Genomic DNA, 25,066 nt, shown 5'->3' on the forward strand with positions numbered 1-25,066 from the left:
CAGCGTCACGCGCGCACGAAGCCGGTGGAACCCCACATTTGTGTGGATATCGCCCACGTTTGTGGGGTTGTCCGACCCGCTGACCGCCAGCCCATACTCGACCTGCAACGCATCCCATCAGATAGAGAGGTGAAGGCATGACCTTCGATCCGAGGGAAGCTCTGCGCGAGGCCGGGGTGTTCAACACCCCGCTCGCCGCAGAAGTCGAGGAGGCTTTCGCCACCTTGACCAGGGAGGAAGTCGATCTGCTCATCTCACTCAAGGACCGGATCCCCGCCAGCCTGCCCCAGATGTGGGCCACGCCCGAGGTAGAGGTGCACGGCCTCGACGCCGACGCGAAGTGCATGTGCGGCGCCTGGTCCGGCTCCGGGTCCGGCGCAGACTAAGTCCGATCGGCATGCGGGTGCGACCCTGTCTGCCCGGGGTCGCATCTGCCGCAGAGCGTCAAGGGGAACCGATGTCCGGGAAGCTGACCAGAACGCGCTCGTTGTTCGACGTACCGGAAGATCTCACCTACTTCGTCCACGAGGCCGACTACCTGGTCGTCAACCCGCAGGTCGGTGGCCGGTGCCTGCTCGGTCCGCAGGAGTTCCGCGTCCTCGAGGCCCTGGCCCACCCCGAGGCGCACGCCCTCGAGGAGACCCCGGAGACGGAGCGGACCCTCGCCAAGCTGATCCTCAACTGGATCGTCTACTACAACGGCTTCCGCCCGGCCGTGGGCGTCACCGAGCCGACGCTGCGGCAGGTCTACTACGCCATCACCGACGGCTGCAACCTGCGCTGCCCCTACTGCTACGCCTCGTCGGAGAAGTGCCTGCCCGGCGAGATGAACACCGAGGAGTCGCTCAGCCTCGTCACCCAGGTCGCCGAGATCGGCGCCAAGATGATCATCTTCACCGGTGGCGAGCCCATGCTGCGCAAGGACCTGTTCCAGATCGTCGAGCACGCCAACAACAGCGGGCTGAAGTCCAACATCGTCACCAACGCGACGATGATCAGGAAGCCGGAGCAGGCGCGCCGCTTCAAGGAGCTGTTCGGCGACGTCACGATCAGCGTCGACGGCGGCACGGCCGAGACGCACGACCGCACCAGGGGCGAGGGCGCGTTCGCCAAGACCCACAAGGCGCTCCAACTGCTCAACGAGGCCGGCGTCGTCCCGAAGATCAACCACATCGTGACCTCGGACAACGTCGACGAGCTTGAGCAGTTCGCCACCTTCATGGACGGGCTCGAGGTGCACAGCATCCGGCTGATGTACCACAACAACCTGGGCAGGGGCGTGACCGACGAGTTCGACTTCGGGTGGGAGGACCACCTGAAGATCCAGCAGATCGCCTGGACCTCTCCCGCGGCGGGCAAGCTGCGTCCTGACGGGCCGAAGCCGCTGACGCGGTGCTCCGTACGGGCCAACTGCGGGATGGGCGGCAACGAGATCTACGTCAACTCACTGGGCGACGTCTACCCGTGCAAGCTCGTCACCGGGCGCGCGCACTACGCGGGCAACGTCAGGCGGCAGACGCTGGCCGAGGTCTTCGCCAGCCCGGTGCTGAGCGGGATGCGCAACAGCTCGGTGTTCGGCGGCGACTACCACGCCGACTGCGCCAAGTGCTACATCAAGGCCTCCTGCGGCGGGGGCTGCCGTGCCGCCCACATGTCGGAGTCGCTGGACCTGCGGCGCAACAGCCGCCACCAGTGCCGGATCCTGCGGCACGGCGTGGTCACCCAGCTGTGGCTGGAGGCCGGGGCCGACCCCGCCGAGCTGGCCAAGATGGACGCCGAGATGACGACGCCCAGGCTGCTGTCCAACGACGAGATCCACCCTGTCTACGACGACTGGAAGACCTATGTCCCGCCGTCGCCCAGGACGCTTTCCATCACGCCGGTCTAGAGGAGGTGGAGCGTGTCGCTCCGGATCAGTGACGCGGTGATCTGGCAGGAGACCGCCGAGGGCATCTCGCTGTATCACACGGAAACCGGGGACTTCCGCACCCTGAACGAGACGGGGTCCAGGATCTGGGCGCTCGTCGCGAGCGACGGGGAGCGGGAGCCGATCGTCGCGAAGTTGTCGCACGAGTTCGCCGGCGGCAACCTCGCGCTGAGCGGGCGCATCCTGCTCGACGTGCGCGACTTCCTCTGCACCATGATCGACGACGGTCTGATCGAAGAGACCGCCCGTTCATGACCAGGGCGGTCGTGCTCGGTGGCGGCTTCGCCGGCGTGCTGGCCGCCACCGTGCTCGCCAGGCACGTGGACGAGGTCGTCGTGGTCGAGGGCGACCGCTACCCGGCCGGTCCCGGGCCGCGGCGCGGGCTGCCGCAGTCGCACCACAGCCACGTGCTGGTGGCCGGGGGCGCGCGGGCGCTGGAGCGGCTGCTCCCCGGCACCCTCCAGGCGTTGTACGCCGGGGGCGCCCAGTTGCGCGGCCTGCCCGGCGACGCGCTGATCCTGGCGGGTGAGGGCTGGTTCCACCGCCTGGACACCGAGGCGTACCTGATCTCGTGCAGCAGGGGCCTCCTGGACCACGTGGTGCGCGAGCGGGCCCGCGTGCAGGTCCGCACGGGCACGCGGGCGCTGGGCCTCACCGGGGACGCCGACCGGGTCACGGGTGTCGTGCTCGACCCCAGCGACAAGATCGAGGCCGACCTCGTCGTCGACGCGACGGGACGGCGTTCGAAGGCCCGCGCGTGGCTGGCCGAACTCGGCGGCCCCGAGATCGAGGAGGTGACCGTCTCCTCTGGCCTGGCCTACTCCACCCGCGTCTACCGGGCGCCGCTCTCCGAGATCCCCGCCGTCATGCTGCACCCACGCCCCGCCAGGGGGGCGACCGTGTTCCCCATCGAGGGCGACCGGTGGATCGTCACGCTCACCGGCACCAGAGGCGCGGAGCCACCCGCGACCGTGGCCGGTTTCGAGGAGTTCGCCCGCTCGCTGCCCGACCCCATCGTGGCCGACCTCATGGCCGCCGCGACGCCCCTGGGCGGCGTGCGGCCGTACCGCGACACGGCCAACAGGCGGCGCTACTACGAGCGCGCCCGCCTGCCGTCCGGCTTCGTGGTGATCGGCGACGCGGCCGTGGCGGTCAACCCCGTCTACTCCCACGGCATGTCCGTGGCCGCGCTCGGCGCGGAACGGCTGGACAGGGAGCTGGCCAGGGGCGGAACGGACCTCCAGTCCGCGATGGCCGAGGAGGCCGAGCTCTCCTGGCGGATGGCCACGAGGCAGGACGCGGGAGGCGGCCCGGCCACCCCCTTCCAGCAGCAGGTACGCACCAGAGTCTCCAGAGCCGCGCTGAGCAGCCCAGAGCTGGCGGAAAGGATGTTCCGCGCACAGACCCTCCTCGAAGCCGGCGAGCCGGACGGCGAAGCGATGTTCCGCGCGATGACCGGCGACCAGGACCCGCTCCTCACCGCGGAGGAGGCGATCGGGCAGTATCCGGCGCTCAGCCGGGTCGCCGCTGCCGGTGGAGCGATCCACCGGTGATGAACCCGGACTCGTAGGCGATACCGACCGCGTGCGCCCGGTTCGCCGCCGACAGCTTGGCGAGGATGCGCGCCAGGTGCGAGCGGACCGTTCCCGTGCCGATGCCCAGCTTGTCGGCGATCCCCGCGTTCGACAGCCCGGCCGCGACCAGCGCGAGCACCTCGGCCTCCCGCCTGGTCAGCTCGGCGAGCTGGTGGTCGACCCCGGTCGTGACCGCGGCGATCCTGTCGCGCAGCCGCGTGATCATCGAGCAGGAGATGAACGTGTGCCCGGCGGCGACCAGCCGGATCGCCTGGACGATCTCCTCGAACAGCGAGTCGCGGTGCACGAACCCGCCAGCGCCCTCGCACAGCGCCCGCCCGAGCAGCTCCTCGTCCAGTTCCGAGGAGACCAGAACCACCCGCGTCCTGCTCCTGGCGTGCGCGGCGAGGGTGAGCGCGGTGTTCATCACGACCACCCTGGGCCGGTGCCTGACGACGAGGTCGCTCAGCCGCTGCGCGGCGCTGGCCTCCCCCACCACGTAGATGCCGTTGCCCATGTGCAGGACGCCTCTGAGCTTGGCGCGCGTCACCCGGTCCGGCTCGCCGACCACGACGCGCAGAGCGGGCATCGCCTCGCCCGCGGAGCTCGAGTCACCCGCTTGAAGCAACCTGACCATCCGAGTCGAGGAAGTTAACGGAACCGGCACACTATGCGCGCCAGCCCGCCGCCCCACCAGAGCAGGGGGGCTACTCACGCCGACAGCCTGGAGGCCCAGGTACTCAATCAGCCGGGGACGGCGACGAGCACCCTGGTCGCCGAGCCCGCCAGGGGCGCCGTGACCTCGGTCAGGACGAACCCGGCGCCGTCCAGCAACTCCTCGAACTCGGCTCTGGTGCGTTCCCAGCCGCCGGTGTAGACGAGCATGGCGAGGTCGCTCATGACTGCGCCCGCGTCGGGCCGCGAGCCGACCACCGGCTCCAGGACGAGCAGCCGCCCGTCTGGCGCGATCGACCTGCGGCAGTTGCGCAGGATGGCGGTGCAGCGCGCGTCGTCCCAGTCGTGCAGGACCCCCTTGAGCAGCATCACGTCGCCCGGGGGGACGGCGGCGAAGAAGTCGCCCGTCACCACCTGGAACGGCCCGGCCGCCCCTGCGACGCCGTCCGCCGTGTCGAAGAGGACGCCGTGCGCGCCGGGCGCCGCGGCGAGGACGGCCGACAGCAGCGCGCCGTTCCCGCCGCCGACGTCGACCACGGTCCCCACCCCGCTGAAGTCGTACACCTTGGGCAGCTCGGCCGCGACCCACCCGGTGCCCTCGCGCATGGCCTCGTTGAAGACGCGGGACAGCTCGGGGTGGCCGCCCAGGTAGTCGAAGAGCGGCTTGCCGTGCACGTGCTCCCACGCCGCCTCGCCCGTGCGCACGCTGTGCGTCAGCGCGCCCCACGCCTGCCACGTCGCAGGGTCGCCGAGCAGCAGCACGCTGGAGCGCATCGACCGCGGGTGGTCGGCGCGCAGCGGCTGCCCCGCTGGGGTCAGCGTGAGCACGCCGGGCGCCATCTCGCGCGCCACGCCCAGCATGACCAGGGCGCGCACCAGCCGGTCGAGCGACCGCTCGTCGCACCCGGTGTCCTTGACGAGGTCGCCGAAGAACACCGCCCGCCCGGCGAGCAGCTCGGGCAGCCCGAGGCGGACGGCGGCGTAGATGATCTGCGACGTGGCGTAGCCGTACGCCATCCCGGACAGGTTCACGATCGGGCACCTCCCAGCCGCAGCGGCAGGCTGCGGACACCGTGCAGGAACAGGTCGGGCGTCCACTCCAGCTCGCCGGGGTCCACGGCCAGCGACAGGCCGGGGAAGCGGCGCACCAGCGCCCCGACGGCGGCCCGCGCCTGCAGCCTGGCCAGGGCCGCACCGAGGCAGAAGTGGATGCCGTGCCCGAAGCCGAGGTGCCTGTTCGGGCTGCGCGCGATGTCGAACACGTCCGGCGAGGGGAACACGGCCGGGTCGCGGTTGGCGGCCAGCAGCACGGGGACGACGACGTCGCCGCGCGGCACCACGGTCGCGCCGAACCTGACGTCGGCCAGCGCGTAGAGCGGCCTGGAGTGCCCGACCGGCCCGTTGAACCTGATGACCTCCTCGACCGCCGAGTCGATCAGCTCTGGCCGTTCGCGCAGGCGCCGCAGTTGGCCAGGGTGGCGCAGGAGCTCGAGTACGGCGTTGCCGATGAGGTTGACCGTCGTCTCGTCCCCGGCGAACAGCAGCTGGAAGGCGCTCGACACGACCTCATGGTGGCTGATGTCCTCCGCCTTGACCAGACGCGCGAGCAACCCGTCGCCAGGTTCCTTCAGCCGCTCCTCGACGTAGGCGAGGAACTCCATCCCCGAGGCGCGCACCCGGGCGGGGTTGCCGCTGCGCAGCATGGCGTCGCTCCACGCGCGCAGCCGGGCGCCGTCCGCCGCGGGGAAGCCGAGCAGGTCGGCCACGATCAGCAGCGGCAGCGGCAGCGCCAGGTCCGCGATCCCGTCCGCCTCGCCGGAGAGGCCGCCGACCAGCTCGCCGACCACCTCGTGGATGCGTCGGTCGAGCACCGCGACCGTGCGCGGGCCGAACGCGGGCGCGAGCAGCCGCCGCAGCCTGGTGTGGTCGGGCGGGTCGAGGTTGAACACGTTGCGCCGCACCATCGCCAGGGGGTCACCGTGGCGGTGGCGCGCCGCCAGCTCCGGCGGCAGCCGATCGAGCTGGCGGCCGACGTCCGGGTCGAGCAGGGCGCGCTGCACGTCGTCATACCTGGTCAGGTACCAGAACCCGCGTCCCTGCCGGTGTACGGGCGCCTGCTCGCGCATCCGGTGGAACAGGGCGTGCGGGTCGGGGCTGGACAGGTCGAACACCAGCTCAGCGACCCTTCTTCACGTCCATGGGGAAGAACTTCCTGACGTGGCGCCCCAGGTCCTCCAGGCTGTAGAAGCCGCGCCTGGCCATCTCCAGCCCGCTGGACGACCCGGGGCGCAGCCAGTGGCGCAGGAAGATCCTGGCGCAGATCTCCGGCGGCGGCACGGGCACCCGGCCGCGGGTCTGCGCCGCGACCTCGTCGGCGCGGACCACCAGGTCGGACAGCTCCTGCCACTGCCCGGACGCCCTGACCCCCTCGAGTACGGCGGGCCGCCAGTCGGCCGACTGCCAGACCGGCCAGACCCGCACCACGACCAGCCTGAGCTGCTCGGCCTCGGGAAGGTCGTGCTCCTCGCCGGTGAGCCAACCCGCCAGCTCGGACGGCACGCTGGAGGCGCCCAGTCTGGCGCGGACGTAGGAGTCGCCGCCGAACCCGTCCAGGAGCCCGTTCAGCACCTCCTCGTGGAGCCGCGGATACCCGTCCCAGAACAGCCGCGCCGCGGTGAGCACGTCGAGGTCGCACATGGACCGGCCGGGGGCGTACTCCCGCATCGACCGCCACTTCAGCGCCTCGTAGTGGGTGATCCCCGTCAGAGCCGCCTCATCAGCGGTCGGATTCGTCATGGAGCCGACCGTGCGCAGGGCCGCCAGCGCGTCCAGCCGCTTCAGGTCCCACTCCCCCTCCGCGATCCCCCGTTCGAGCGTCGCCAGCGCCTCGCGCGCCTCCTCGCCCAGCACGTCCTCCAGCTCCTGCCAGGTCCTGTGGCTGAACGGCAGCGCCTTGGCCGTCTCCACGATCCGCGCGCCGAGCTCGGCCGGCACGCCCTGGGCGCAGCCGTACCTGAGGTTGACCATCGCCACCGTGCTCGCCGGGTAGCCCAGCTCGGCCGGACCGTGCAGCACGGCCACCTCGTCGTCGCCGTCGATCTCGCCCTCGGCGTACATGCGGTAGACGGATCCGGCGCCGCTCATGCCGTACGGGCTCAGCTCGGCGGCGCGCAACGCGCCCATGCTGGCCGCGCCGATGACGTTCACGCCCTCGTTGAGCAGCCACAGGATCTCCTTGTGCCCCACGGAGAGCCGCTCGCGGTAGTAGCCGTCGATGAGGACGGCGGTGTCGCCGCCGCTCCAGCCCTCGCTGAGCAGGTCGCCCCTGGACACCGGCGGCCGCACCTGCGCCCCTGGCACCACGCCGAGGACCTCCTCGCTGGAGAGCGTCGGCCCGGTGTAGACGACGGTCTTCACTAGAACACCTCCGGGCAGACGCGGCTACCTGGCGCGATCACCCTGACGACGGGGACGCCGACGTCGTCCCTGGTCAGGTCGGCGACCAGGGGCGGGTGGCCGAAGGCGACCGCGGTGCGCTTGACCACGTCGTCCAGGTCCTCGGCGAGGGTGCCGTGGGCGGGCGCGTCCTTGATCGGCTCGCCCGGGTCGTGCGTGGTGACCTGACCGCGCTTCTGACCGGGGTCGTGCACGTCGGCCTGGAGGTCGTCGCGGGCGCCCGAGATGTAGGCCAGCCTGGCCTGCGCCGCCTCGGTGACGGCGCGGGTGAGCGCGATCTCCGAGCTGAGATGGCAGCCGTAGCCCATGAAGGCGGGCGGGTAGTCGTGGCAGGTGATCCTGGCCAGGAAGACCGGCAGGCCGGTCGGCGACCGTACGGATCTCACTTCCAGGGCGACGCCCGCGCGGGACATCAGCTCGCACAGGCCGTCCACGACCGGCGACCCCAGCGACAGCGGGTCGGCGCGGACGCCGGGGTCGCCGCCGGTGATGGACGCGGTGATGGCGTCGCGCTCGACGACCTCGTAGAGGGCGTGCAGCGTGGCTTCCACCACGGTGTTGCCGCTGGCCAGGCCGTTGGTGGAGGAGAAGAACGCGGGCGCGTTCCATCCCTCGCGGCGCACCAGCGTGAACGCGACCAGCTCCAGGGGCACGAGCGTGCGCGCGCCGTCCACCAGGGACGAGACCGCCGCCCAGTCCAGGGGGAGCCCGTCGTGCAGCACGTTGGGCGACGACAGCGGGAGGGCGCGCAGGTCGTAGCCGAGGCCGCCGGCGACGGCGCTCGGCGGCGCCTTGGTCACCGGGATCATCGGCTGCTCGGCGTGCCAGAGCTCGATCGCCTCCATCATGGCCGAGAGTTTCGCCAGGTCGGCGGTGACCCCCTTGCCCTGGGAGACCGCCAGCGTGCGCGAGGTCGGCCGGATCGCCTGCCAGGTCGGGATGCCGATGGTGTCGAGCCTGGTGATGTCGGCGACCCTGCTGATGCCGACCAGCGGCGCAGCCCTGGCCGCCATCGCCAGCGTCGCGGCAGGATCGGCCGCGCGGTCGGTCCCCGGCAGTCTGATCTTCGTCATCGCGTCCCCTAGATGTTGCGCGCGCGGTTGATCAACGCCCGGCCTCCGATGGCGTAGCTGACCGCGGCCATGACGGCGAGCACGAGCATGTCCCGCCACGCGGCGCCGAAGCCGAAGATCGAGGCGTCCCGCATGCCGTTGATCGCGTAGGTCAGCGGGTTGACCTTGGAGATCCACTGCAGGACCGTCGGCATGCTGTCGACCGTGTAGAGCGACGGCGCGCTGAAGACCAGCACCGGAATGGACACGTTCGAGAGCACCATGAACACCTGGAAGTCGGTGATCATGATCGCGGTCGCCAGGAACAGCCCGTTGAACGCCAGCGCGGCCAGGGTGAGCGTGGTCAGCAGCCCGAGCCAGCCCTCCAGCGTGAACGGGAAGTCGAAGATGAGCGCGGCCACGCCCAGGCCGAGCAGGCTCTGCCCGAGCACCAGCGACACCCCGGCGGTCACCTTGCCGAGCAGGAAGCGCGACCTGCGCAGCGGGTAGGACCACAGCTGGGTCGCCACGCCGCTCAGCTCCTCCTGGAACAGCGCCATGCCGGACGTACCCGCGGCGCTGACGACCGACATGGCCAGCGTCATGGGCAGCAGGAAGATCGAGAACCGCAGCTCGGCGCCCTTGTAGGTGACGTTCTGGACCAGGTTGCTCAGCGAGGTGTTCACCAGCAGCAGGTACACCAGCATCGGCGTCAGGCCCAGGATGAGGTAGACCCGGTTCCGCGCCAGCAGGGCGTACTCCCGGTAGAGCACGGCGGACAGGTCGGCCGCCTTGGCGGTCCTGGTCGGGGGCGTGGTGGTGAAGGACAGCTTGGCGACCATGTCACCCCTCGTTGTCGGTCATCCTGAGGAACACCTGCTCCAGGGAGTCGGCGGCGGTGGAGAACCCGGTGATCGCCACCCCCTGGTCGAGGCAGTGCTTGGACAGGTCGGGCAATACCTCGCGGGCCTTGGCCCCGTGGATCCGCACCACCGACTCCTCGACGGCGGCCGTGTATCCGGCGCTCTGCGCCCAGGCACCGACGACGCGGCCCGCCTCCGGGTCCTCGACGTCGACCACCAGGTGCGTGCTGCCGAACTCCTCGACCAGCTCGCGCGGCTTGGCGAAGCGCACCACCTTGCCGCGGTTGACGACCAGGACGCGCTGGCTGTTGCGCTCGACCTCGTCGATGTGGTGGCTGGTCCACAACACGGTCACGCCGTGCTCCTCGCGCAGCCAGGTGACGAACGCCTCGACCTGCCGCCGCCCGGGCACGTCCAGCCCGGCGGAGGGCTCGTCGAGGATCAGCAGCTGCGGGATGGTGAGCAGCGCCCTGACCATCTGCAACCGCTGCCGCTGCCCGCCGGAGAGCTGGAAGCACAGCCGCGACAGGGCCTCGGTGATGCCCAGGAACTCCGACAGCTCCATCGCCCACGGCTCGACAGCACGCCACCGCAGGCCGCGGAACCTGGCCGCGATCCGCAGGTTGTCGAGCGCGGGCAGCATCATGTCGAACGGGCCTGACTGGTGCATCGCCCCGATGCCGCTCTTGGCGGCGACCGGCTGGCGCACGGGGTCGGCGTCGAAGACGCGGACGCGGCCCGAGGTGGGGGTGGTGACGCCGCAGATCATCTTGATCAGGGTGGTCTTGCCCGCTCCGTTGGGCCCGAGCAGGCCGATGGTCTCGCCCCTGGCGATCTCGAACGAGACGTCGTCGACAGCGGGTGTCTCGCTCTTCCTGTAACGCTTGGTCAGCCCTTCGGCCGTCACCACGTCGCTCGACATGGCTTGAGTATGGGCAGGTGACAAAGGGGTGACACAACCCCACAAACGTGGGCTACCGGGCGCCGTCGCATATGCCGAACGGCAGAGGGCTGATTGTGCGCTCACGCCGTGCCGATGACCATCGGCACATGACGTTTGACTGGCCGATCAGGCAGCACGGATGAGCGGCTACACCCTGCGGATGCCCGCCGGCGGTCCAGGCGTCAGCTGGCAGCTTCCGGAACCGACCGACCCCGGCACCGCGCTGCCCTGCGTGGTCCTCGTGGATCGGGCGGGGCTCAGCGAGTTCACCGTGCTCCAGCAGGGGTTGCGCACGATCGGCGTGCCCAGCCTGCTCCTCGACGCCTGCTCGCTCGCCGACCTGCGGATCACCGGCAGGATCGAGGACGGCTCGCTCACCGTCGCCGGGCGGCGCATCGTCCCCACCGTCACCTGGGTGAGGCACTTCTCGCCGCGCGCCATCCCCGATGCCTCGCTGTTCCGCGCCGACTCGTGGTGCGCGCTGGTCGCCCAGGTGGCGGCGCTGTCGGCCGCGCGGGTGCCCGGCGGCTGCGACCCCGGCAGGCTCGTCCAGCTGTACGGCGCGAGCCGCGCGGGCGTCCGCACCCCGAGGACCGTCGTCACCACCGATCCGGGCGGCGCCGCGGCCGAGCTGGGCAGCGAGCGGATCATCGTCAAGGCCCTCGACCGGCACTTCGTCGAGACGGAACCCGGGAGGATGGAGGGGATCTTCCCGGAGATCGTCGGCGGGGCCGCGTCGAGGGGCCTGGCCGTACGCGACGTGCCGATGGTCGTCCAGGAGTACGTCGACCACTGGGCGGAGCTGCGCGTCTACCACCTGGACGGGGAGATCCGCGCCTTCCGCGTCGCGAAGTCGTCGCCCGACGCGATCTGGCGCGACGGCGCCTCCGTCACGGTCACCCCGGTGGCCGCGCCGCCCGACGTGGCCGAGGCGGTGCACCGGCTGGCCGGGCTGTGGGAGCTGCGTTACGGCGCGTTCGACTTCCTGCTGACCAGGGACGGGCCGGTCTTCCTCGAAGTGAACCCCGACGGCGACTGGCGGTGGTTCGAGTCGAAGGCGCACGTGGACGACGTCACCATCGCGGCGCTGTCGATGATCAGGAGGCTGCACCGCCAGGAGACCCCGGCGAAGATCGACCTGACCGGGTTCCTGGTGCTGCGCACCGACCGCGGCAGGCAGGCGGGCATGGACGCGTGCGTGCTCGGCGCGCTGGAGGTGCGGGTGGGCGGGACGGCCGTGCACATCAGCGCGCGCAAGGCCAGGCTGCTGAGCGCCATCCTGCTCTCGCACCCGAACCAGGTGGTGCCGACCGACCAGCTGATCGACTCGCTGTGGGGCGAGCGGCCGCCACCGACCGCGCGCAAGAACCTCCAGGTGTACGTCTCCGCCCTGCGCAGGAAGGTCGGCGACCGCATCTCCTACCAGGGGTGGGGCTACCGGCTGGACGCGGGGCCGGACGAGCTCGACCTGTTCAGGTTCCGTCACCTGGCCGGCGTCGGGCGCGACATGCGGCGCAGGGGGGACGCGAGCGCGGCGGTGACCGTACTCGACGACGCGATCAGGCTGTGGCGCGGTCGGCCGCTCGCCGAGTTCTCCGGCGTGCCGCTCATCGACCAGGCCGTCGGCCGCCTCACCGACCTGTACCTCACGGTCAACGAGGACTGGGCGGAGCTGGAGATCGAGCGCGGCGAGCACGTGGAGGTGCTGACCAGGCTGGACGACCTGGTGCCCGTCTTCCCCTCGCGGGAGCGGCTGGTCGCGGCCAGGATGACCGCGCTGGCCGGGTGCGGGCGGGCGCCGGAGGCGCTGTCGCAGTTCGAGACCGTGCGGCGGCACCTGGCGACGGAGCTGGGCATCGACCCCAGCGCCGCGCTCAGGAAGCTCTACCAGGAGATCCTTAACCGGCGCCATACCGCTGGTTAAGCGCGCCCTTCTAGCGTGGAGGCGGAGGGACTTCTATGGATCTGAACCACCGTGACACGAGGTTGATCGTCATGCTGGCCACGGGGTACACGACCACGAGGATCGCCAGGGAGTTGCACCTCAGCAGGTACACGGTGGCCGAGCGGATCAGCAAGCTGCTGGACCAGTTCGCCTGCAGCAACCGCAGCCAGCTCGTGGCCTACTTCTACGCGCACCGATTGCTGGACGTCGGCGCCTGGCCGCCCAGCGCCTCACTCTCCCTATAAAGAGTTGTCACCTTCTCGCCAGTATTCGGCGTCTCCTGTTTCACAAAATATGAGTCGGCCCAGCAGGATTCCCGAGGGAGTGAAGCCATGTTTAGGGATGACTCTTCACCGAATTATGAGCAGCTCTTCGGGGACCTGGACTTCAGGGAAGAAGACGACGCCCGTTCCGTCTATTCTCCTGCCGCGTATTTCGTCGACCTTCTCGAACTCCTCGAAGGAACGTTCCAAAAGCCCTCTCTCCTGGACCGGCGCCCCGACCTGAAGAAGGTCGTCCTCGACGCGCGCAACACCTTCACCCAGACCCCGTACCTCGACATCGTGAACGAGGTGCTCGAACGCCTCGCCGGCGCCGACCCCTACGAGGCGCTGCGCACCGGGCGCAAGCCGTTCTCGCTCAAGGCAGAGCGGCTCAAGAAGTACCTCGCCCACCTCCAGGTCACGCCCGAGGAGCTGTACCGCCTGTTCGCCGCGCGGGTGGACCACGACATCGTCGCGCGCGAGTACCTCGGGCTCTCAGCCGAGGACGTCACGCTGGTGACGACCGTGCTGTCCGGCGAGGTCGCCATAGCCAGGGCGTACGGCGTGGCCGCCACGGCCGCGCTGGCCGACGTCGACACGTTCGCCCGCGCGACCGGCCTGACCGGCGACCAGGTGCGCGAGCTGGCGGGCGTCACGGTCGGCGCTGACGGCCACGTCCTCCAGGGCCTCACCCTGCCGTGGCTGGAGCGCACGAACCGCGTCGTCCACCTGGCCCGCCTGTCCGGCCTCACCATCACCGAGCTCAACCTGGTCCTGCGCACCTGCTGCGCCGACCGCCTCGACCTGGCCGCGCTGCGCGCCGTCGCCGTCGTGTCGCACGTCGGGCGCGCCCACGACCTGCCGGTCACCGAGGTGTGCGGCCTGGTCGCCGCCGCCCTGCCCACCGGCGTCGAGATCGGTTCAGGAGACATCCTCGCAGCGCGCAACCGCGACTACCGCCACCGCCTGGCGAGCGCGATCGACGTGCAGGAATCCGACATCGTGGAGACCGTGACGCGCTACCGCGCCCGGTACGCGGCGCAGGAGCAGAGCCCGTTCGACCAGGGCGGCGTCGGGCTGCCGCAGATCGGCCTCCTGCAGCGGGTCGGCCGCCTCACCTCGGCCCTCGGCCTGTCCACCGGCGAGCTCTTCGACGTGCTCGTCGCCCTGGAGAGCGACCCGTCGCTGCACAGGTACTCGACGTTCACGCTGCTCGACGCCACCCCTCCCGGCACGCGCAACTGCTTCAAGCTGCTCGAAGAGGGCAGCCTGTGGCTGGCGCAGACGTTGTTCGCGGTGGTCGCGTGGATGCAGGCGGGCGGCTTCGCCGGGCAGGAGCTCGTCGACATCCTCGGCGGCGGGCCGGCGGAGGAGAACCTCGAGGAGATCAACGCGCTCAACCAGGCCTTGCAGCAGGTCGCCTTCTCCCCCGCGCTGTTCGAGTCCGCCAGGTTCGGCGCGCGCGCCGCCCAGGTCGTCCACGACGTGCTGACCGCCTACGAGGACACCGTCGTGTCCGCCCGCGACAACCGGCTGCTCCGCCTGGACCCGGCCCAGGCCAGGGCCGCGGCGTACGACGCGGTCACCGACCTGGGCGTCGTCGCGGCAGAGGACTTCCTCGGCTTGGGCCTGGGCGAGCGGCTGACCGCCAAGATCTTCTCCAACCTCGTCCACCAGGGCCACCTGCGCCCCGACGGCACCCTGATCGCGGTGGGGACCACGCTCGCCGGCGACTTCACCCCGTACGCCGAGCTGCTCTTCAAGTCGATCGGCGCGGTCGTCAACGGCTCGGCCTCGTTCTTCCCCTCCGACCTGGCCGCGGTCAACAACATGACCCAGGCGCAGCAGGCGGAGCTGTACGACAACCTCGTCCACAACGGCTACCTGACCGAGGACGGCGACCTGACCGACCCGGACTTCTTCCTCGACGCGGGCAACCTGGACAGGTTCGCCGTCAACGTCGACCTGTCGGACGTCCACCAGGACGTCCTGGACGTCCTGACCGAGCGCGTCAGAACTTTCGCTGAAGGTCCGCTCGCCCCCGAGATCGACGAGGAGAAACTTCTCGAAAGCCTGCGCTTCAACGGCTATATCGACCAGAACAATAACTACGTCGACAAGTCCTCGCTCATTCAACTGGGCCTGGATAATTTCGGGTTGGCGCTCGAGTTCCATCCTCGCCGGAAATCCATCCTCGCCGCGATTCAGGCGCAAATCGCGGAATATCGGCGCGGCCTTTTCACCTTCACGCCCGACGACTTCACCGCCGTCGCCGACGAGGCCATGGGACGCCGCGTGGCGGAGGGCAGGGACACCGACTTCACCGAGACGGAACGCGCCCTCGTCGACGACCAGCTCGCCGTGGTCAAGGCGGACGAGGAGCCCTACACGGTGTCCCGCGACGCCGTCCTCGACCTCGGCTTCGACGAGGAGGAGGCGGACCAGCTCCTCGCGGTGCTGGTGGACCGCGGCCACCTCACCGACGGCCGCGCCGTGCCCTGGGACCGGCTCGACTACTTCCTGAACGTCAACAACGCGCTCGGCTTCGTCCTGAAGGACCTGGAGGACTTCAGCACCGACGTCTTCTTCCTCGTCCACACCGTGGCCCAGGAGCTGTCGGCCGCCGTGGACGAGGTGGTCGCCCGGCTCACCGAGCGCGCGGCGGCGCAGCGGGACATGTTGTTCGGCTCGCTCGCCGACACGTTCGGCGTGCCGTCCGCCACGGCCGCCGCCATCTGCGAGGCGGTCACCGACCGCCCGATGGAGGTGCTGGCAGCGCCGGTCCTCACCGCGGGCGAAGACCTCGCGGCGGTGCCCGCCGACCCGCACTTCCGCCTCCTCTACCGGCGGGTGCGGCGTTTCGCCCTCCTCGCGGGCAAGCTCGGCCTGGACCCCACCGAGATCGCCGTGGTCTTCCGCGACCAGGACCTCGTCGGCAAGTTCCCCGAGCACCTCGCCCTGCCCGCCGGGCTGAAGCGGTTCGACGCCGTGCTGGAGAGCTTCGACGGCAACGTCTACCTGTTCGGCGAGGGCGGCTACTGGACCTACCCGCGCGCCACCTACACCCTGCTCAGCGCAGCGCCGAAGCCGCTCACCGAGCTGTCGCCGAGGTTCGCCGACCTGGTCGCCATCGACGCCGCCTTCACCTACACCGACAGCACGGAATGGCTGGTCGGGCACGGCGCGGACGGGGTCGCCCGCTGCTTCACCCGCGAGCCTGGCGGCACCCGCTGGGCGCCCAGGGCGCAGACCTGGGGCAAGGTGCGCAACACCTTCGACGACCCGGTGCGCATCGACAGCGCGTACGTGGACAAGGACGGCAGGACCTACCTGTTCAGCGGCGACCAGTACGTCCGCTACTCCACCGGCGACTACTCCGCCGTGGACGAGGGCTTCCCGCGCAGCACGTCCGAGTGGTGGGGCTCGGCGGTCAAGGGCCAGGTCGACGCCTCCTTCCAGGCGCCCGACGGCCGGATCCACCTGTTCAGCGGGACGACCTGGCAGTGCGGCGACACCACCGCGCCGATCGCCGGCAAGTGGGGCAGGGTACGCAGCAGCTTCTCCCCCGCCGAGCGGATCGACGCCGCCTACACCGACGGGACGGCCGCCGCGCTGTTCGCGGGCAACCAGGTGATCCGCTACTCCGACTGCCTGGAGAACCCGGGCGTCCTGGCCGACGAGGGCCACCCCAGGCTGATCCACGACGTGCCGGCCGAGTTCGAGGGCGCGGTCGACGCCGCCTTCGTCGACGCGGCCGGGGTGCTGCACCTGTTCCGCAACGGCAGGACCGTCGCCATGACCGGCGCCCGCGCCAAGGTCGTGAAGACCGCCGACCGGTGGGGCGTGCTGCCGCCCGCTCTGCCCAGCGGGACGGTCGACGCCGCGTTCGTCGGGCTCGACGGCAGGACGTACCTGTTCAGCGGCGAGACGTACCTGCGCTACTCCACGTCCGACTACGCGACCGTCGACTCCGGCTACCCGCGCTCGATCGCGGCCGACTGGGGCGGGCTGACCCGCGTGGACGCGGCGTTCGTCATGGACGGCACCGCCTACCTGTTCGGCGTCGGCGGCGCCCTGTTCGAGCTGCCGGCCGAGTGGGAGAGCGACCTCAACGCCGGGCGCGTCTCTCCGCAGCTGCGCAACCGGTTCCAGGAGCACGGGCTCAGCCCGGTGGGCATCACCGGCAAGGCGCCCGAGTGGCACGTCACGACCGACGAGGCCATCCCACTCACCGTCCGGCGCGAGGGGCTGCGGATCAAGGTGTACGGCGAGGGCGCCAGGTTCCACGTGCGCTACTCGACCAAGGACTACAGGACGCCCGACGCCGGGTTCCCCAAGCCGCTGTCCGGCAACTGGTGGAACCTCGACCTGGGCCCGGTGGACGCCGTGTTCACCGGCACCGACAACAGGACCTACCTGTTCTCCGGCGACCGGTACGTGTGGTTCGACGCGATCCACCGCTGGTGGTCGGAGCCGCTGACCATCCGCGACCACTGGGACAGCATCCCGTTCGACCGGGTCGACGCCGCCTTCGCCGGGCAGGACGGCCGCACGTACGTCTTCTCCGGCAACCGGTACATCCGCTACTCGACCAGCGACTACACCGCGGTCGACGACCGGTACCCGGCCAGGGTGGACGCGTTCTGGGGCAACGTGCCCAACAACCTGGCCAGGACGGGCCAGGTGGACGCCGCGCTGGTCATGGACGTGACCGAGCAGGTCGACGGCGTCGACACGGCCAGGACGTACACGTACCTGTTCTCCGGCGACCAGTACGTCAGGTACCTGGGCCGCGACTACGCCGTCGTGCAGCCCGGCTACCCGCGCACCCTCGCCGCGCTGAAGACGGAGCCCGGGATGGGGGCGCTGGACGTGGCGCTCGACGGCGTCGACGCGGCGCTGTCCGACCGGCGCAACACTTACCTCTTCCGCGGCGACCGCGCGCACGTCGTGTCCAGGGCGCCGTACCGGTCCTACCCCGGCTACCAGGGGGTGACCTGCGCGTTCCTCGACGGCGGCTCGGTGGTGACCGAGGGCTACGAGGGCTGGCTGAGGCGCAGCTCCATCGAGGAGCGGCAGCCGTCGGCCGCGCCGTACCGGCCGAGGACGCTGCGCACGGTGCCGCAGGAGTTCAGGACCGGGCTGGACGCGGTCCTGAGCGGCGCGGACGGCAACACCTACCTGTTCAAGGGCGCGCTCTGCTTCAACACGCAGCTCAACCACGCCTACCCGCTGGCCGAGGAGTGGGGCAGGCCGCGCAACAACGTCTACCTGGACAGCGCGGTCGACGCCGCGTTCCTGGGCAGGGACGGCAGGACCTACCTGTTCAGCGGCGACCAGTTCACCGTCGAACCGGGCGGCGAGCCGCAGCTCATCAGCGACCACTGGGCCGGGCTGACCAGCGTCGACCTGGCCTACGTGCGCGGCACCACGACGTACCTGTTCGAGAAGCCGGACGCCACGGGCGCGCGCCGCTACCTGTGCTACTCCGGCATGGACTACACCGTCCCCGACCAGGGGTATCCGGCCGTCACCGACGCCACGTTCTGGCAGTCGCCGAACGGTTTCCCGGTGCCGGAAGCCGTGCTCTTCGAGGGCGGCACGATGATCCTGCTCGGCGGCGACCGGTGCGTGTCGTACGACGAGAAGACCGGCTCCTGGTCGTTCCCGCGGCCGGTCGAGCGGATCTGGCGCGGCTACCCGCAGGGGGTGGGCGCCCTCCGCACGGCGTTCACCGCCCAGGACGGCACGACCTACTTCTTCTTCGGCACGCAGTTCGCCGCCTACAAGGACGGCGCGTTCGGCCCGCTCACCAGCGTCCGCGACCGGTGGGGGCTGTCGGCCAACCCGTTCGGCACGACGGTCGACGCCGCGTTCGCCTGGCGCGGCACGACGTTCCTGTTCTCCGGGGACCACTACGTCCGCTACTCGACCGGCGACTACCGGTACGTGGACGCGGGCTATCCGAAGAAGACGAGCGGCAACCTGCGCAAGGAGGAGGCGTTCAGGAACTTCCCCGAGTCCTTCGAGGACGTGCTCGCCGGCCCGCTCGACGCCGTGATCGCCAACGACAGGACCGTGTACGCGTTCGCCGCTGGCACCTGCCACGTGGCCTCGCGCGACCTCGCGGGCAGCGTGCCGCTCGCCGCCCTCGGGCGGATCAGGAACACCGTCGCCGAGCGGGTCGACGCGGCCTTCGTCGCCGATGGGAAGACGTACCTGTTCTCCGGCGACCAGTACGTGCGCTACTCGGGCTCCGACTACACCTACGTGGACGACGGGTACCCCAGATCGCTCCGCGACCCGGCCGACTTCCAGGTGCCCGACCAGTACCAGGACGGCGTGGACGCGGCGTTCAAGGGGCTCGACGGGCGGATGCACTACTTCCGCGGCAAGGAGCTGGGCTGGGGGAAGGTCACCAACGCCTTCACCGGCCAGCACCTCGACGCGGCGTTCGTCGCGCCGGGCGGCGAGCTGTACGCCTTCAGCGGCGGGCAGTTCATCCGTTACCGGCCCGGCGTGCTCGACCTGGTGGAGGAGGGGTTCCCGCGCACCGTGCGTGACGACTGGGGCGACCTGCCAGCCGGGTTCGAGGCGGGCCCGGACGGCGCGTTCGTCTTCGAGGGGCGCACCTACCTCACCAAGGGCGAGCAGTACGTCCGCTACTCCGGCCAGGACTACCATCGGGTGGACCGGGCCTTCCCGCAGGAGTTCCAGCACCGCTGGTCCGACATCGCCGACTACCGGCTGAGCGACGTGCACGTCATCACCCGCTTCGCCGAGCTGGCCCGCGCGCACCCCGACGGGCTGCCCGCCTTCCTGCTGACCGGTACGGAGGATCCGTACCTCTACCTGTCCGACCTGTTCGGCTGGGACATGGAGGAGCTGCGCTGGGCGCGGCGGCACAGCGAGCTGCTGACGCCGGAGACGAAGGAGGAGGCGCGGTTCGAGGTCGAGTTCCTGCTCAAGCTGGCCGACCTCTTCACCGCGTCGGGCAGGATCGGGCTGGCTCCCCAGGCGCTCTACGAGGGCGTCTGGTCCAAGGTCTACGGGTCCGGTGACCTGGAGGCGGCGGCCACCGCCCTGTCCGCGCTGCTCAGGACGCCCAACCCGATCCACGACGAGCTCAACGTGCTCAGGCGCGACGCGCTCGTGTCGATGCTGGCCGACCGCGGCTACGACGGCGCGCGCGAGCTGTACCAGCGGCTCCTGCTCGACGTGGAGATGGGCAGCGCGGGCACGACCTCGCGGGTGCGCGAGGCCATCGCGGCCGCCCAGCTCTTCGTCCACCGCTACCTGCTCGACCTGGAGCCGGTCACCGGCGACAGCGCCGAGGTCCGCGCGCGGCTCAGGTCGTGGTGGGCGTGGATGAAGAACTACCGCATCTGGGAGGCCAACAGGAAGGTCTTCCTCTACCCGGAGAACTACCTGCGCCCCGAGCTGCGGCCCACCAAGACGCCCGCGTTCCGCGCGCTGGAGAACGACCTGCTCCAGGAGGAGATCACCCCCGACGCCGTGCAGCGGGTCTACAAGAAATACCTCGACGAGTACACCGAGGTGTCGCGCCTGGCCATCGCCGGAGGCTACGTCTACACGGCCGACGACGCCCCTGAAGGCGAGCGCCGCCTGGTGCTCTTCGGCAGGACCAGGACCGCGCCGCGCCGCTACTACTTCCGCGACGCCGAGTTCCACGAGGGCGAGCGGCTGAGCGCGACCTGGAACGCCTGGCAGAAGGTGGACGTCCAGATCGACTCGGACGTGGTCGACCCGGTGCACGCGTTCGGGCGGATCTTCGTCTTCTGGACGGTCGTCGAGAACGCCCCGCCGGAAAACCTCGCGGGCACCGTGGTCACCGCCAAGAAGGAGGGCGAGAGCCAGAAGGTGCAGGCGCCGCCGCCCGCGCCGCGGGTGCAGATCTTCTACTCCTTCCGCAACCTCAACGGCGAGTGGAGCTCGGCGCAGCTCCTGGCGGCCGACGCGCGGAAGGACGGCCCGATCTCCGGCGTCAGCCTGTACGTCCAGGCCTCGCGCAACCTGCCAGGCGGCCCGCCGGGCACCCACGACTCGATCGTGGTGCAGTGCACCTACAAGGTCTCCGGCAAGACGACGGTCGAGTCGGCGTTCACACTGACCCCCGAGCTGTACGCCCTGCGCGCGGCGAACACCGTGCCGCCGCCGCGGCCCACGGATCTGACGAAGGTGTTCGCCGAGCCGGTGCCGCCGATCGTGCGCTTCAACATGCCGGCAGACTCCCCCGACGGGCCGTGGTTCAGCGTCGACCACAAGGGCGGCAGCTTCCTGTGCCGCCCGGTGAGCGCGCCCTACGCGCCCTACCCGTGGGTGGGGCTCCCCAGGAACCCCGACCGGCTGCCGACGAACTGGGCGAAGATCTCCGCCTCGTTCCGCACGGCCGACGGCACCATGTACTTCTTCGACAGCGCCGCGCAGAAGTACATCCAGACCCCGCCGGGCAAGGACAGCTCGGCGCAGACCAAGAAGGACACGACCGACCGCTGGGGCCTGGTGGCCAACAACCTGATCAGGACCGGGGTCGTCGACGCCGCCCTGGCCCGCGGCTCGGTGGTCTACCTGTTCTCCGGCAAGGAGTACTACAGGTACACCAGCTTCCCCACGCTCGACACCGGCTACCCGAAGCTCATCGCCGACAACGACGAGAACCTGCCGAAGTGGCAGCGCGTCGACTGGGTGCTCCCGCTGCCCGACGGCAGGATCCACTTCGGCTGGGGGGACCAGCACTTCCGGGTCCTGTCGGACTGGACGCAGGACCGCGGGCAGTGGAAGCCGCCCGCGCGCCCCGCCGACGCGCCCACGTTCACCTCAGCCGACGGTGTGCACACCTTCGACAACAAGACCGGCACGTACACCGTCCAGGGCGACAAGAATCCGCGGTCCACCAGGGCGCTCGGCAAGACGCAGACGACCATCGTCAAGACCGGCGCCGTCGACCTCGCCTACGTCAACGGCGACAAGCTGTTCCTGACCTCGGGCGGCGAGTTCTACCGCTACACGCTGCCCGCCACCGGGCCCGTCCCCGACTTCGTCGACACCGGCTACCCCAAGCCGCTCCCCCGCGCGCTCAGGTCCGCCTTCCGCGGCTACGTCTTCAGCGGCGACGACTACGCGGTGCTGGGCGACCAGGAGCCGGACGCCGCGTTCGCGTGGATCCCCGTCCAGGGCAACTGGCGCGCCCTGCCGACCGGCGGCTATGACAGCGTCCTCGAAGGCGACGCGCTCTACTTCTTCCAGGGCACGACCTACGCCACGTACCCGCTGGGCGACCTCAGGCCGTACGAGATCGCCGCGCTGCCCAACGAGATCATCAGGCTCACGTCGAGCACGGCGTACCAGCTCAACCGCGAGCTCCTGACCGGCGGCGTGGCCGCGCTGCTCGCGCCGTCCACGCAGGAGACGGACGAGCTGCCCAGGTTCAGCCAGAGCCGTACCGACGCCACCACCATCAGGGTCAGGCCGGAGGTGTGGAAGGCGGGCGTGCCGACCAGCTCCCACCTGGACTTCAACAGCTCCAACGGCATCTACTACTGGGAGATCTTCTTCCACGCGCCGCTGCTCATCGCGCAGGCGCTCAACGGCGCCCAGCGCTTCGAGGACGCCCGGCGGTGGTACGAGTACGTCTTCGACCCGACCAGGCGCAACGACTACTGGCGCTTCCTGCCGTTCCTCGCGATCGACATCCCGGCGCTGGTCTCGGCGTGCCGGCGGGAGGCCGACGGCAGGAAGATCGCCGGGTACGACGCGATCCTCACCAAAGTGGAGGCGCTAGCGCCCGCGTTCGAGCAGGTCAGGACGTTGACAACGGCCGAGCTGACGTTCCTGTCCGACCTGGCGGGGACCGGGCTCGACGCGGTCCGTACGGCGCTGCCGTCCAGCGAGCTGGTCGAGATGCTCGGCTACCTGCGCAGGCAGTACGACCTGCTGGGCGACAGGGACAGCCTGCTCCGCGCCTACCTGGACGACCCGTTCGACCCGCACGCCATCGCCGACCTGCGGCCGGTCGCCTACCGCCGCGCCGTGGTGATGGCCTACATCGACAACATCATCGACTGGGGCGACATGCTCTTCCGCCAGTACACGGGCGAGAGCATCGACGAGGCGCGGATGTTGTACATCTTCGCCCACGACCTGCTGGGCGAGCGCCCGTTCGACCGGGGGCCGCGGGCGCTCACCCCGTCCTCGACGTACGAGCAGCTCGACGGCGGCGCGTCGGGCGACGTGGCCGCGATCACCGCGGGCGGCGCGATGCTCGAAGGCACGGGCACCGTGCACGAGAGCATCGCCAGGCCGTACTTCTACGTGCCGGACAACGCCACCTTCCACGAGTACTGGGCGCGGATCGAGGACCGGCTGCGCAAGATCAGGCAGTCGCTCGACATCATGGGCATCGCCCGCCCCGTCCCGCTGTTCGAGCCGCCCGCCGACGTCATGGCGCTCGTGCGCGGCAGGGCGTCCGGCGCCTCGCTCGACCAGCTCACCGCGAACCCGGCGGCCGCGCTCCCGCACTACCGGTTCGCCTTCCTCTTCCGCAAGGCGCAGGACCTGGTCGGCCAGCTCCGCCAGTACGGCGGCGACCTGCTCGGCCACCTGGAGCGCCGCGACCTGGAGCAGCTCTCGCTGCTGCAGAACCGGCAGGAGGCGGCGATCCTCGCGCTGACCACGGCCATCAAGGAGGCCCAGGTCGCGATGGCCAACGAGTCGGTGGCCGAGCTCCAGGCCACGAAGAAGGGCGCGGAGGACCGGATCGACCACTTCGAGAAGCTGATCGCGCAGGGCCTCACCCCGGTGCAGGAGGCGCAGATCTCGATGATGTCGCTGGCCGCGACGGCGAACTTCGTGGCGATGGGCATCAAGATCGCCGCGGCCATCGCGCTGTCCGGCCCGGAGGTCTACGTCGGCCCGTTCATCGTGGGCATCAGGGAGGGCAGCCAGGAGGTCGGCAACGCGCTCAACACGATCTCGGACGTCTCCTCGACCCTGGGCCAGGGGTTCAGCTCCATCGGCGAGATCCTCGGCGTGCGCGCCGACCAGGACCGGCAGGAGCTGGACTGGCGGCTGCAGCTCGGGATGGCCAGGACCGACCTGGCGCAGATGACCCACCAGCTCGCCTCGGCCGAGCTGCAGGTCGCCGTCGCCAAGCGCGAGCTGGAGGTGCACACCAGGGAGAAGGCGAACCTCGACGCCGTCAACACCTTCCTCACCGACAAGTTCACCGGCGCCCAGCTCTACGGCTGGATGGCCGGGCGGCTGTCCGCGACGTACTTCCAGTCCTACCACCTGGCCTACGAGCTGGCCCGGTCGGCCGAGCGGGCCTACCAGTTCGAGCGCGGGCTGACCGAGACGTTCGTCCAGCCGACGTACTGGGACAGCAGGCGCGGCGGCCTCCTCGCCGGGGAGACCCTGGCGCTGGACCTGGAACGGCTGGGCAAGGCGTACGTCGAGGCGGACCGGCGCGGGATGGAGATCACCAAGAAGGTCTCGCTGCTCGCCGTCGACCCGCTCGCGCTGCTGGCGCTCAGGGGGACGGGCACGTGCGAGTTCGCGCTGACCGAGGCGCTGTTCGACCGCGACTTCCCCGGCCACTACCGGCGGCAGATCCGTACGGTGTCCGTCACGTTCCAGACCGCCGACGGCCCGATCGGCATCCCCGCCACGCTCACCCAGCTCGACAACAAGGTCGTGCTGTCGCCCGACCCGAAGGCGGTCAAGTTCCTGCTCGACCCGAAGGGCTCGCCGCCCGAGTCGCTGCGCGGCGACTGGCGGCCGAGCCAGCAGATCGCGCTGTCGGACCTGGAGGAGTACAAGGAGAACAACGGGCTGTTCGAGCTGCGCTTCGACGACGACCGCTACCTGCCCTTCGAGGGGACGGGCGCGATCTCCCGCTGGCGGCTGTCCGGCCGGCCGCAGTCCGCGCTGACCGACGTCACGATCACCGTGAAGTACACGGCGCAGCAGGGCGGCGAGCCGTTCGCCACGGCGGTGAAGGGCATGCTCAAGCCGTACCCCTCCGCCAGGTTCTTCGACGTGGCCACCGAGTTCCCCGAGGAGTGGGCCGCCTTCCAGGAGGGCGCCGAGCTGGTCCTGCCGTTCACCCCCGACCTGTTCCCCGGGATGAGCGGGCGCCAGGTCACCGGGCTGTTCGCGTCGTACGGCGCGGCCGGGGCGCGGTTCCTGCTCAACGGGGACCAGCGGCTCGCGCTCAACGACGGCAAGCTGCTCAGGACGCCGGGACTGAACGTCGGCGGGGCGCCGTGGAACCTCGTCCTCGAAGGCGACAGGTCGGTCCTGACCACCGTCGGTCTCGTGGTGGCCTACCGCGCAGGAGTGAGGTGACC

The 25,066-nt window shown here is 70.5% G+C and carries 14 protein-coding genes; 7 read left to right on the top strand and 7 right to left on the bottom strand.

Annotated elements, in window-relative coordinates; translation table 11 throughout:
• The first annotated feature begins 137 nt into the window (after nt 1-137).
• The 4 genes from ACIBG8_RS39290 (at nt 138) to ACIBG8_RS39305 (ending at nt 3,480) form a co-directional block, all read left to right on the top strand.
• On the top strand, nt 138-386 hold the full coding sequence (locus ACIBG8_RS39290; protein WP_397348293.1) for a StsA-related sactipeptide RiPP: 249 nt from the start codon (nt 138-140) through the stop codon (nt 384-386).
• A gap of 71 nt (nt 387-457) precedes the next feature.
• Complete coding sequence (stsB, locus tag ACIBG8_RS39295) at nt 458-1,888, top strand: StsB family radical SAM/SPASM domain sactipeptide maturase (RefSeq protein ID WP_397348294.1); 1,431 nt, start codon at nt 458-460, stop codon at nt 1,886-1,888.
• Between the two features lie 12 nt (nt 1,889-1,900).
• Entirely contained in the window at nt 1,901-2,182 is a 282-nt protein-coding gene (locus ACIBG8_RS39300; RefSeq protein ID WP_397348295.1) for a PqqD family protein, read from the top strand.
• Nucleotides 2,179-3,480 (top strand): NAD(P)/FAD-dependent oxidoreductase, encoded by a 1,302-nt coding sequence (locus tag ACIBG8_RS39305; protein WP_397348296.1) that lies wholly within the window; start codon nt 2,179-2,181, stop codon nt 3,478-3,480. Before ACIBG8_RS39300 ends, ACIBG8_RS39305 begins: the two co-directional genes overlap by 4 nt.
• Here ACIBG8_RS39305 and ACIBG8_RS39310 read toward each other — a convergent pair.
• The 7 genes from ACIBG8_RS39310 to ACIBG8_RS39340 all read right to left on the bottom strand — a co-directional run bounded on the left by ACIBG8_RS39310 (nt 3,440) and on the right by ACIBG8_RS39340 (nt 10,469).
• Nucleotides 3,440-4,138, bottom strand: coding sequence for a DNA-binding response regulator (locus ACIBG8_RS39310; protein ID WP_397348297.1), 699 nt, complete (start codon nt 4,136-4,138; stop codon nt 3,440-3,442). The genes ACIBG8_RS39305 and ACIBG8_RS39310 overlap by 41 nt on opposite strands.
• Before the next feature lie 107 nt (nt 4,139-4,245).
• The gene (locus tag ACIBG8_RS39315) at nt 4,246-5,208 is read right to left on the bottom strand and encodes a methyltransferase (protein WP_397348298.1); all 963 of its coding nucleotides are present in this window, start codon (nt 5,206-5,208) and stop codon (nt 4,246-4,248) included.
• Nucleotides 5,205-6,347 (bottom strand): cytochrome P450, encoded by a 1,143-nt coding sequence (locus tag ACIBG8_RS39320; RefSeq protein ID WP_397348299.1) that lies wholly within the window; start codon nt 6,345-6,347, stop codon nt 5,205-5,207. Before ACIBG8_RS39320 ends, ACIBG8_RS39315 begins: the two co-directional genes overlap by 4 nt.
• A gap of 4 nt (nt 6,348-6,351) precedes the next feature.
• Nucleotides 6,352-7,593 (bottom strand): TfuA-like protein, encoded by a 1,242-nt coding sequence (locus ACIBG8_RS39325; RefSeq protein WP_397348300.1) that lies wholly within the window; start codon nt 7,591-7,593, stop codon nt 6,352-6,354.
• Nucleotides 7,593-8,705: a YcaO-like family protein gene (locus ACIBG8_RS39330; protein ID WP_397348301.1), complete on the bottom strand. Its 1,113-nt coding sequence runs from the start codon at nt 8,703-8,705 to the stop codon at nt 7,593-7,595. Before ACIBG8_RS39330 ends, ACIBG8_RS39325 begins: the two co-directional genes overlap by 1 nt.
• A gap of 8 nt (nt 8,706-8,713) precedes the next feature.
• Nucleotides 8,714-9,526 carry an ABC transporter permease gene (locus ACIBG8_RS39335; protein ID WP_397348302.1) on the bottom strand — a complete coding sequence of 271 codons (813 nt, stop codon included), beginning with the start codon at nt 9,524-9,526 and terminating at the stop codon, nt 8,714-8,716.
• Nucleotide 9,527: 1 nt separating this feature from the next.
• Nucleotides 9,528-10,469 carry an ABC transporter ATP-binding protein gene (locus ACIBG8_RS39340; RefSeq protein ID WP_397348303.1) on the bottom strand — a complete coding sequence of 314 codons (942 nt, stop codon included), beginning with the start codon at nt 10,467-10,469 and terminating at the stop codon, nt 9,528-9,530.
• 160 nt (nt 10,470-10,629) lie between these two features.
• Here ACIBG8_RS39340 and ACIBG8_RS39345 point away from each other — a divergent pair, with 160 nt between their 5' ends.
• The 3 genes from ACIBG8_RS39345 to ACIBG8_RS39355 all read left to right on the top strand — a co-directional run bounded on the left by ACIBG8_RS39345 (nt 10,630) and on the right by ACIBG8_RS39355 (nt 25,064).
• Nucleotides 10,630-12,414, top strand: coding sequence for a BTAD domain-containing putative transcriptional regulator (locus tag ACIBG8_RS39345; RefSeq protein ID WP_397348304.1), 1,785 nt, complete (start codon nt 10,630-10,632; stop codon nt 12,412-12,414).
• Between the two features lie 35 nt (nt 12,415-12,449).
• Nucleotides 12,450-12,680 carry a LuxR C-terminal-related transcriptional regulator gene (locus tag ACIBG8_RS39350; protein ID WP_397348305.1) on the top strand — a complete coding sequence of 77 codons (231 nt, stop codon included), beginning with the start codon at nt 12,450-12,452 and terminating at the stop codon, nt 12,678-12,680.
• Nucleotides 12,681-12,767: 87 nt separating this feature from the next.
• Complete coding sequence (locus tag ACIBG8_RS39355) at nt 12,768-25,064, top strand: hemopexin repeat-containing protein (protein WP_397348306.1); 12,297 nt, start codon at nt 12,768-12,770, stop codon at nt 25,062-25,064.
• Nucleotides 25,065-25,066 lie beyond the last annotated feature (2 nt).

Source organism: Nonomuraea sp. NPDC050556 (assembly GCF_044457355.1).
In the GTDB taxonomy this organism is placed as follows: Bacteria; Actinomycetota; Actinomycetes; order Streptosporangiales; family Streptosporangiaceae; genus Nonomuraea.

What these genes read in the sequence shown, in the direction of transcription:
- ACIBG8_RS39350 (WP_397348305.1), top strand. Translation starts at nt 12,450, where the DNA reads ATGGATCTGAACCACCGTGACACGAGGTTGATCGTCATGCTGGCCACG.
- ACIBG8_RS39345 (WP_397348304.1), top strand. Translation starts at nt 10,630, where the DNA reads ATGAGCGGCTACACCCTGCGGATGCCCGCCGGCGGTCCAGGCGTCAGC.
- ACIBG8_RS39290 (WP_397348293.1), top strand. Translation starts at nt 138, where the DNA reads ATGACCTTCGATCCGAGGGAAGCTCTGCGCGAGGCCGGGGTGTTCAAC.
- stsB (WP_397348294.1), top strand. Translation starts at nt 458, where the DNA reads ATGTCCGGGAAGCTGACCAGAACGCGCTCGTTGTTCGACGTACCGGAA.
- ACIBG8_RS39335 (WP_397348302.1), bottom strand. Translation starts at nt 9,526, where the DNA reads ATGGTCGCCAAGCTGTCCTTCACCACCACGCCCCCGACCAGGACCGCC.
- ACIBG8_RS39305 (WP_397348296.1), top strand. Translation starts at nt 2,179, where the DNA reads ATGACCAGGGCGGTCGTGCTCGGTGGCGGCTTCGCCGGCGTGCTGGCC.
- ACIBG8_RS39330 (WP_397348301.1), bottom strand. Translation starts at nt 8,705, where the DNA reads ATGACGAAGATCAGACTGCCGGGGACCGACCGCGCGGCCGATCCTGCC.
- ACIBG8_RS39310 (WP_397348297.1), bottom strand. Translation starts at nt 4,138, where the DNA reads ATGGTCAGGTTGCTTCAAGCGGGTGACTCGAGCTCCGCGGGCGAGGCG.
- ACIBG8_RS39340 (WP_397348303.1), bottom strand. Translation starts at nt 10,469, where the DNA reads ATGTCGAGCGACGTGGTGACGGCCGAAGGGCTGACCAAGCGTTACAGG.
- ACIBG8_RS39355 (WP_397348306.1), top strand. Translation starts at nt 12,768, where the DNA reads ATGTTTAGGGATGACTCTTCACCGAATTATGAGCAGCTCTTCGGGGAC.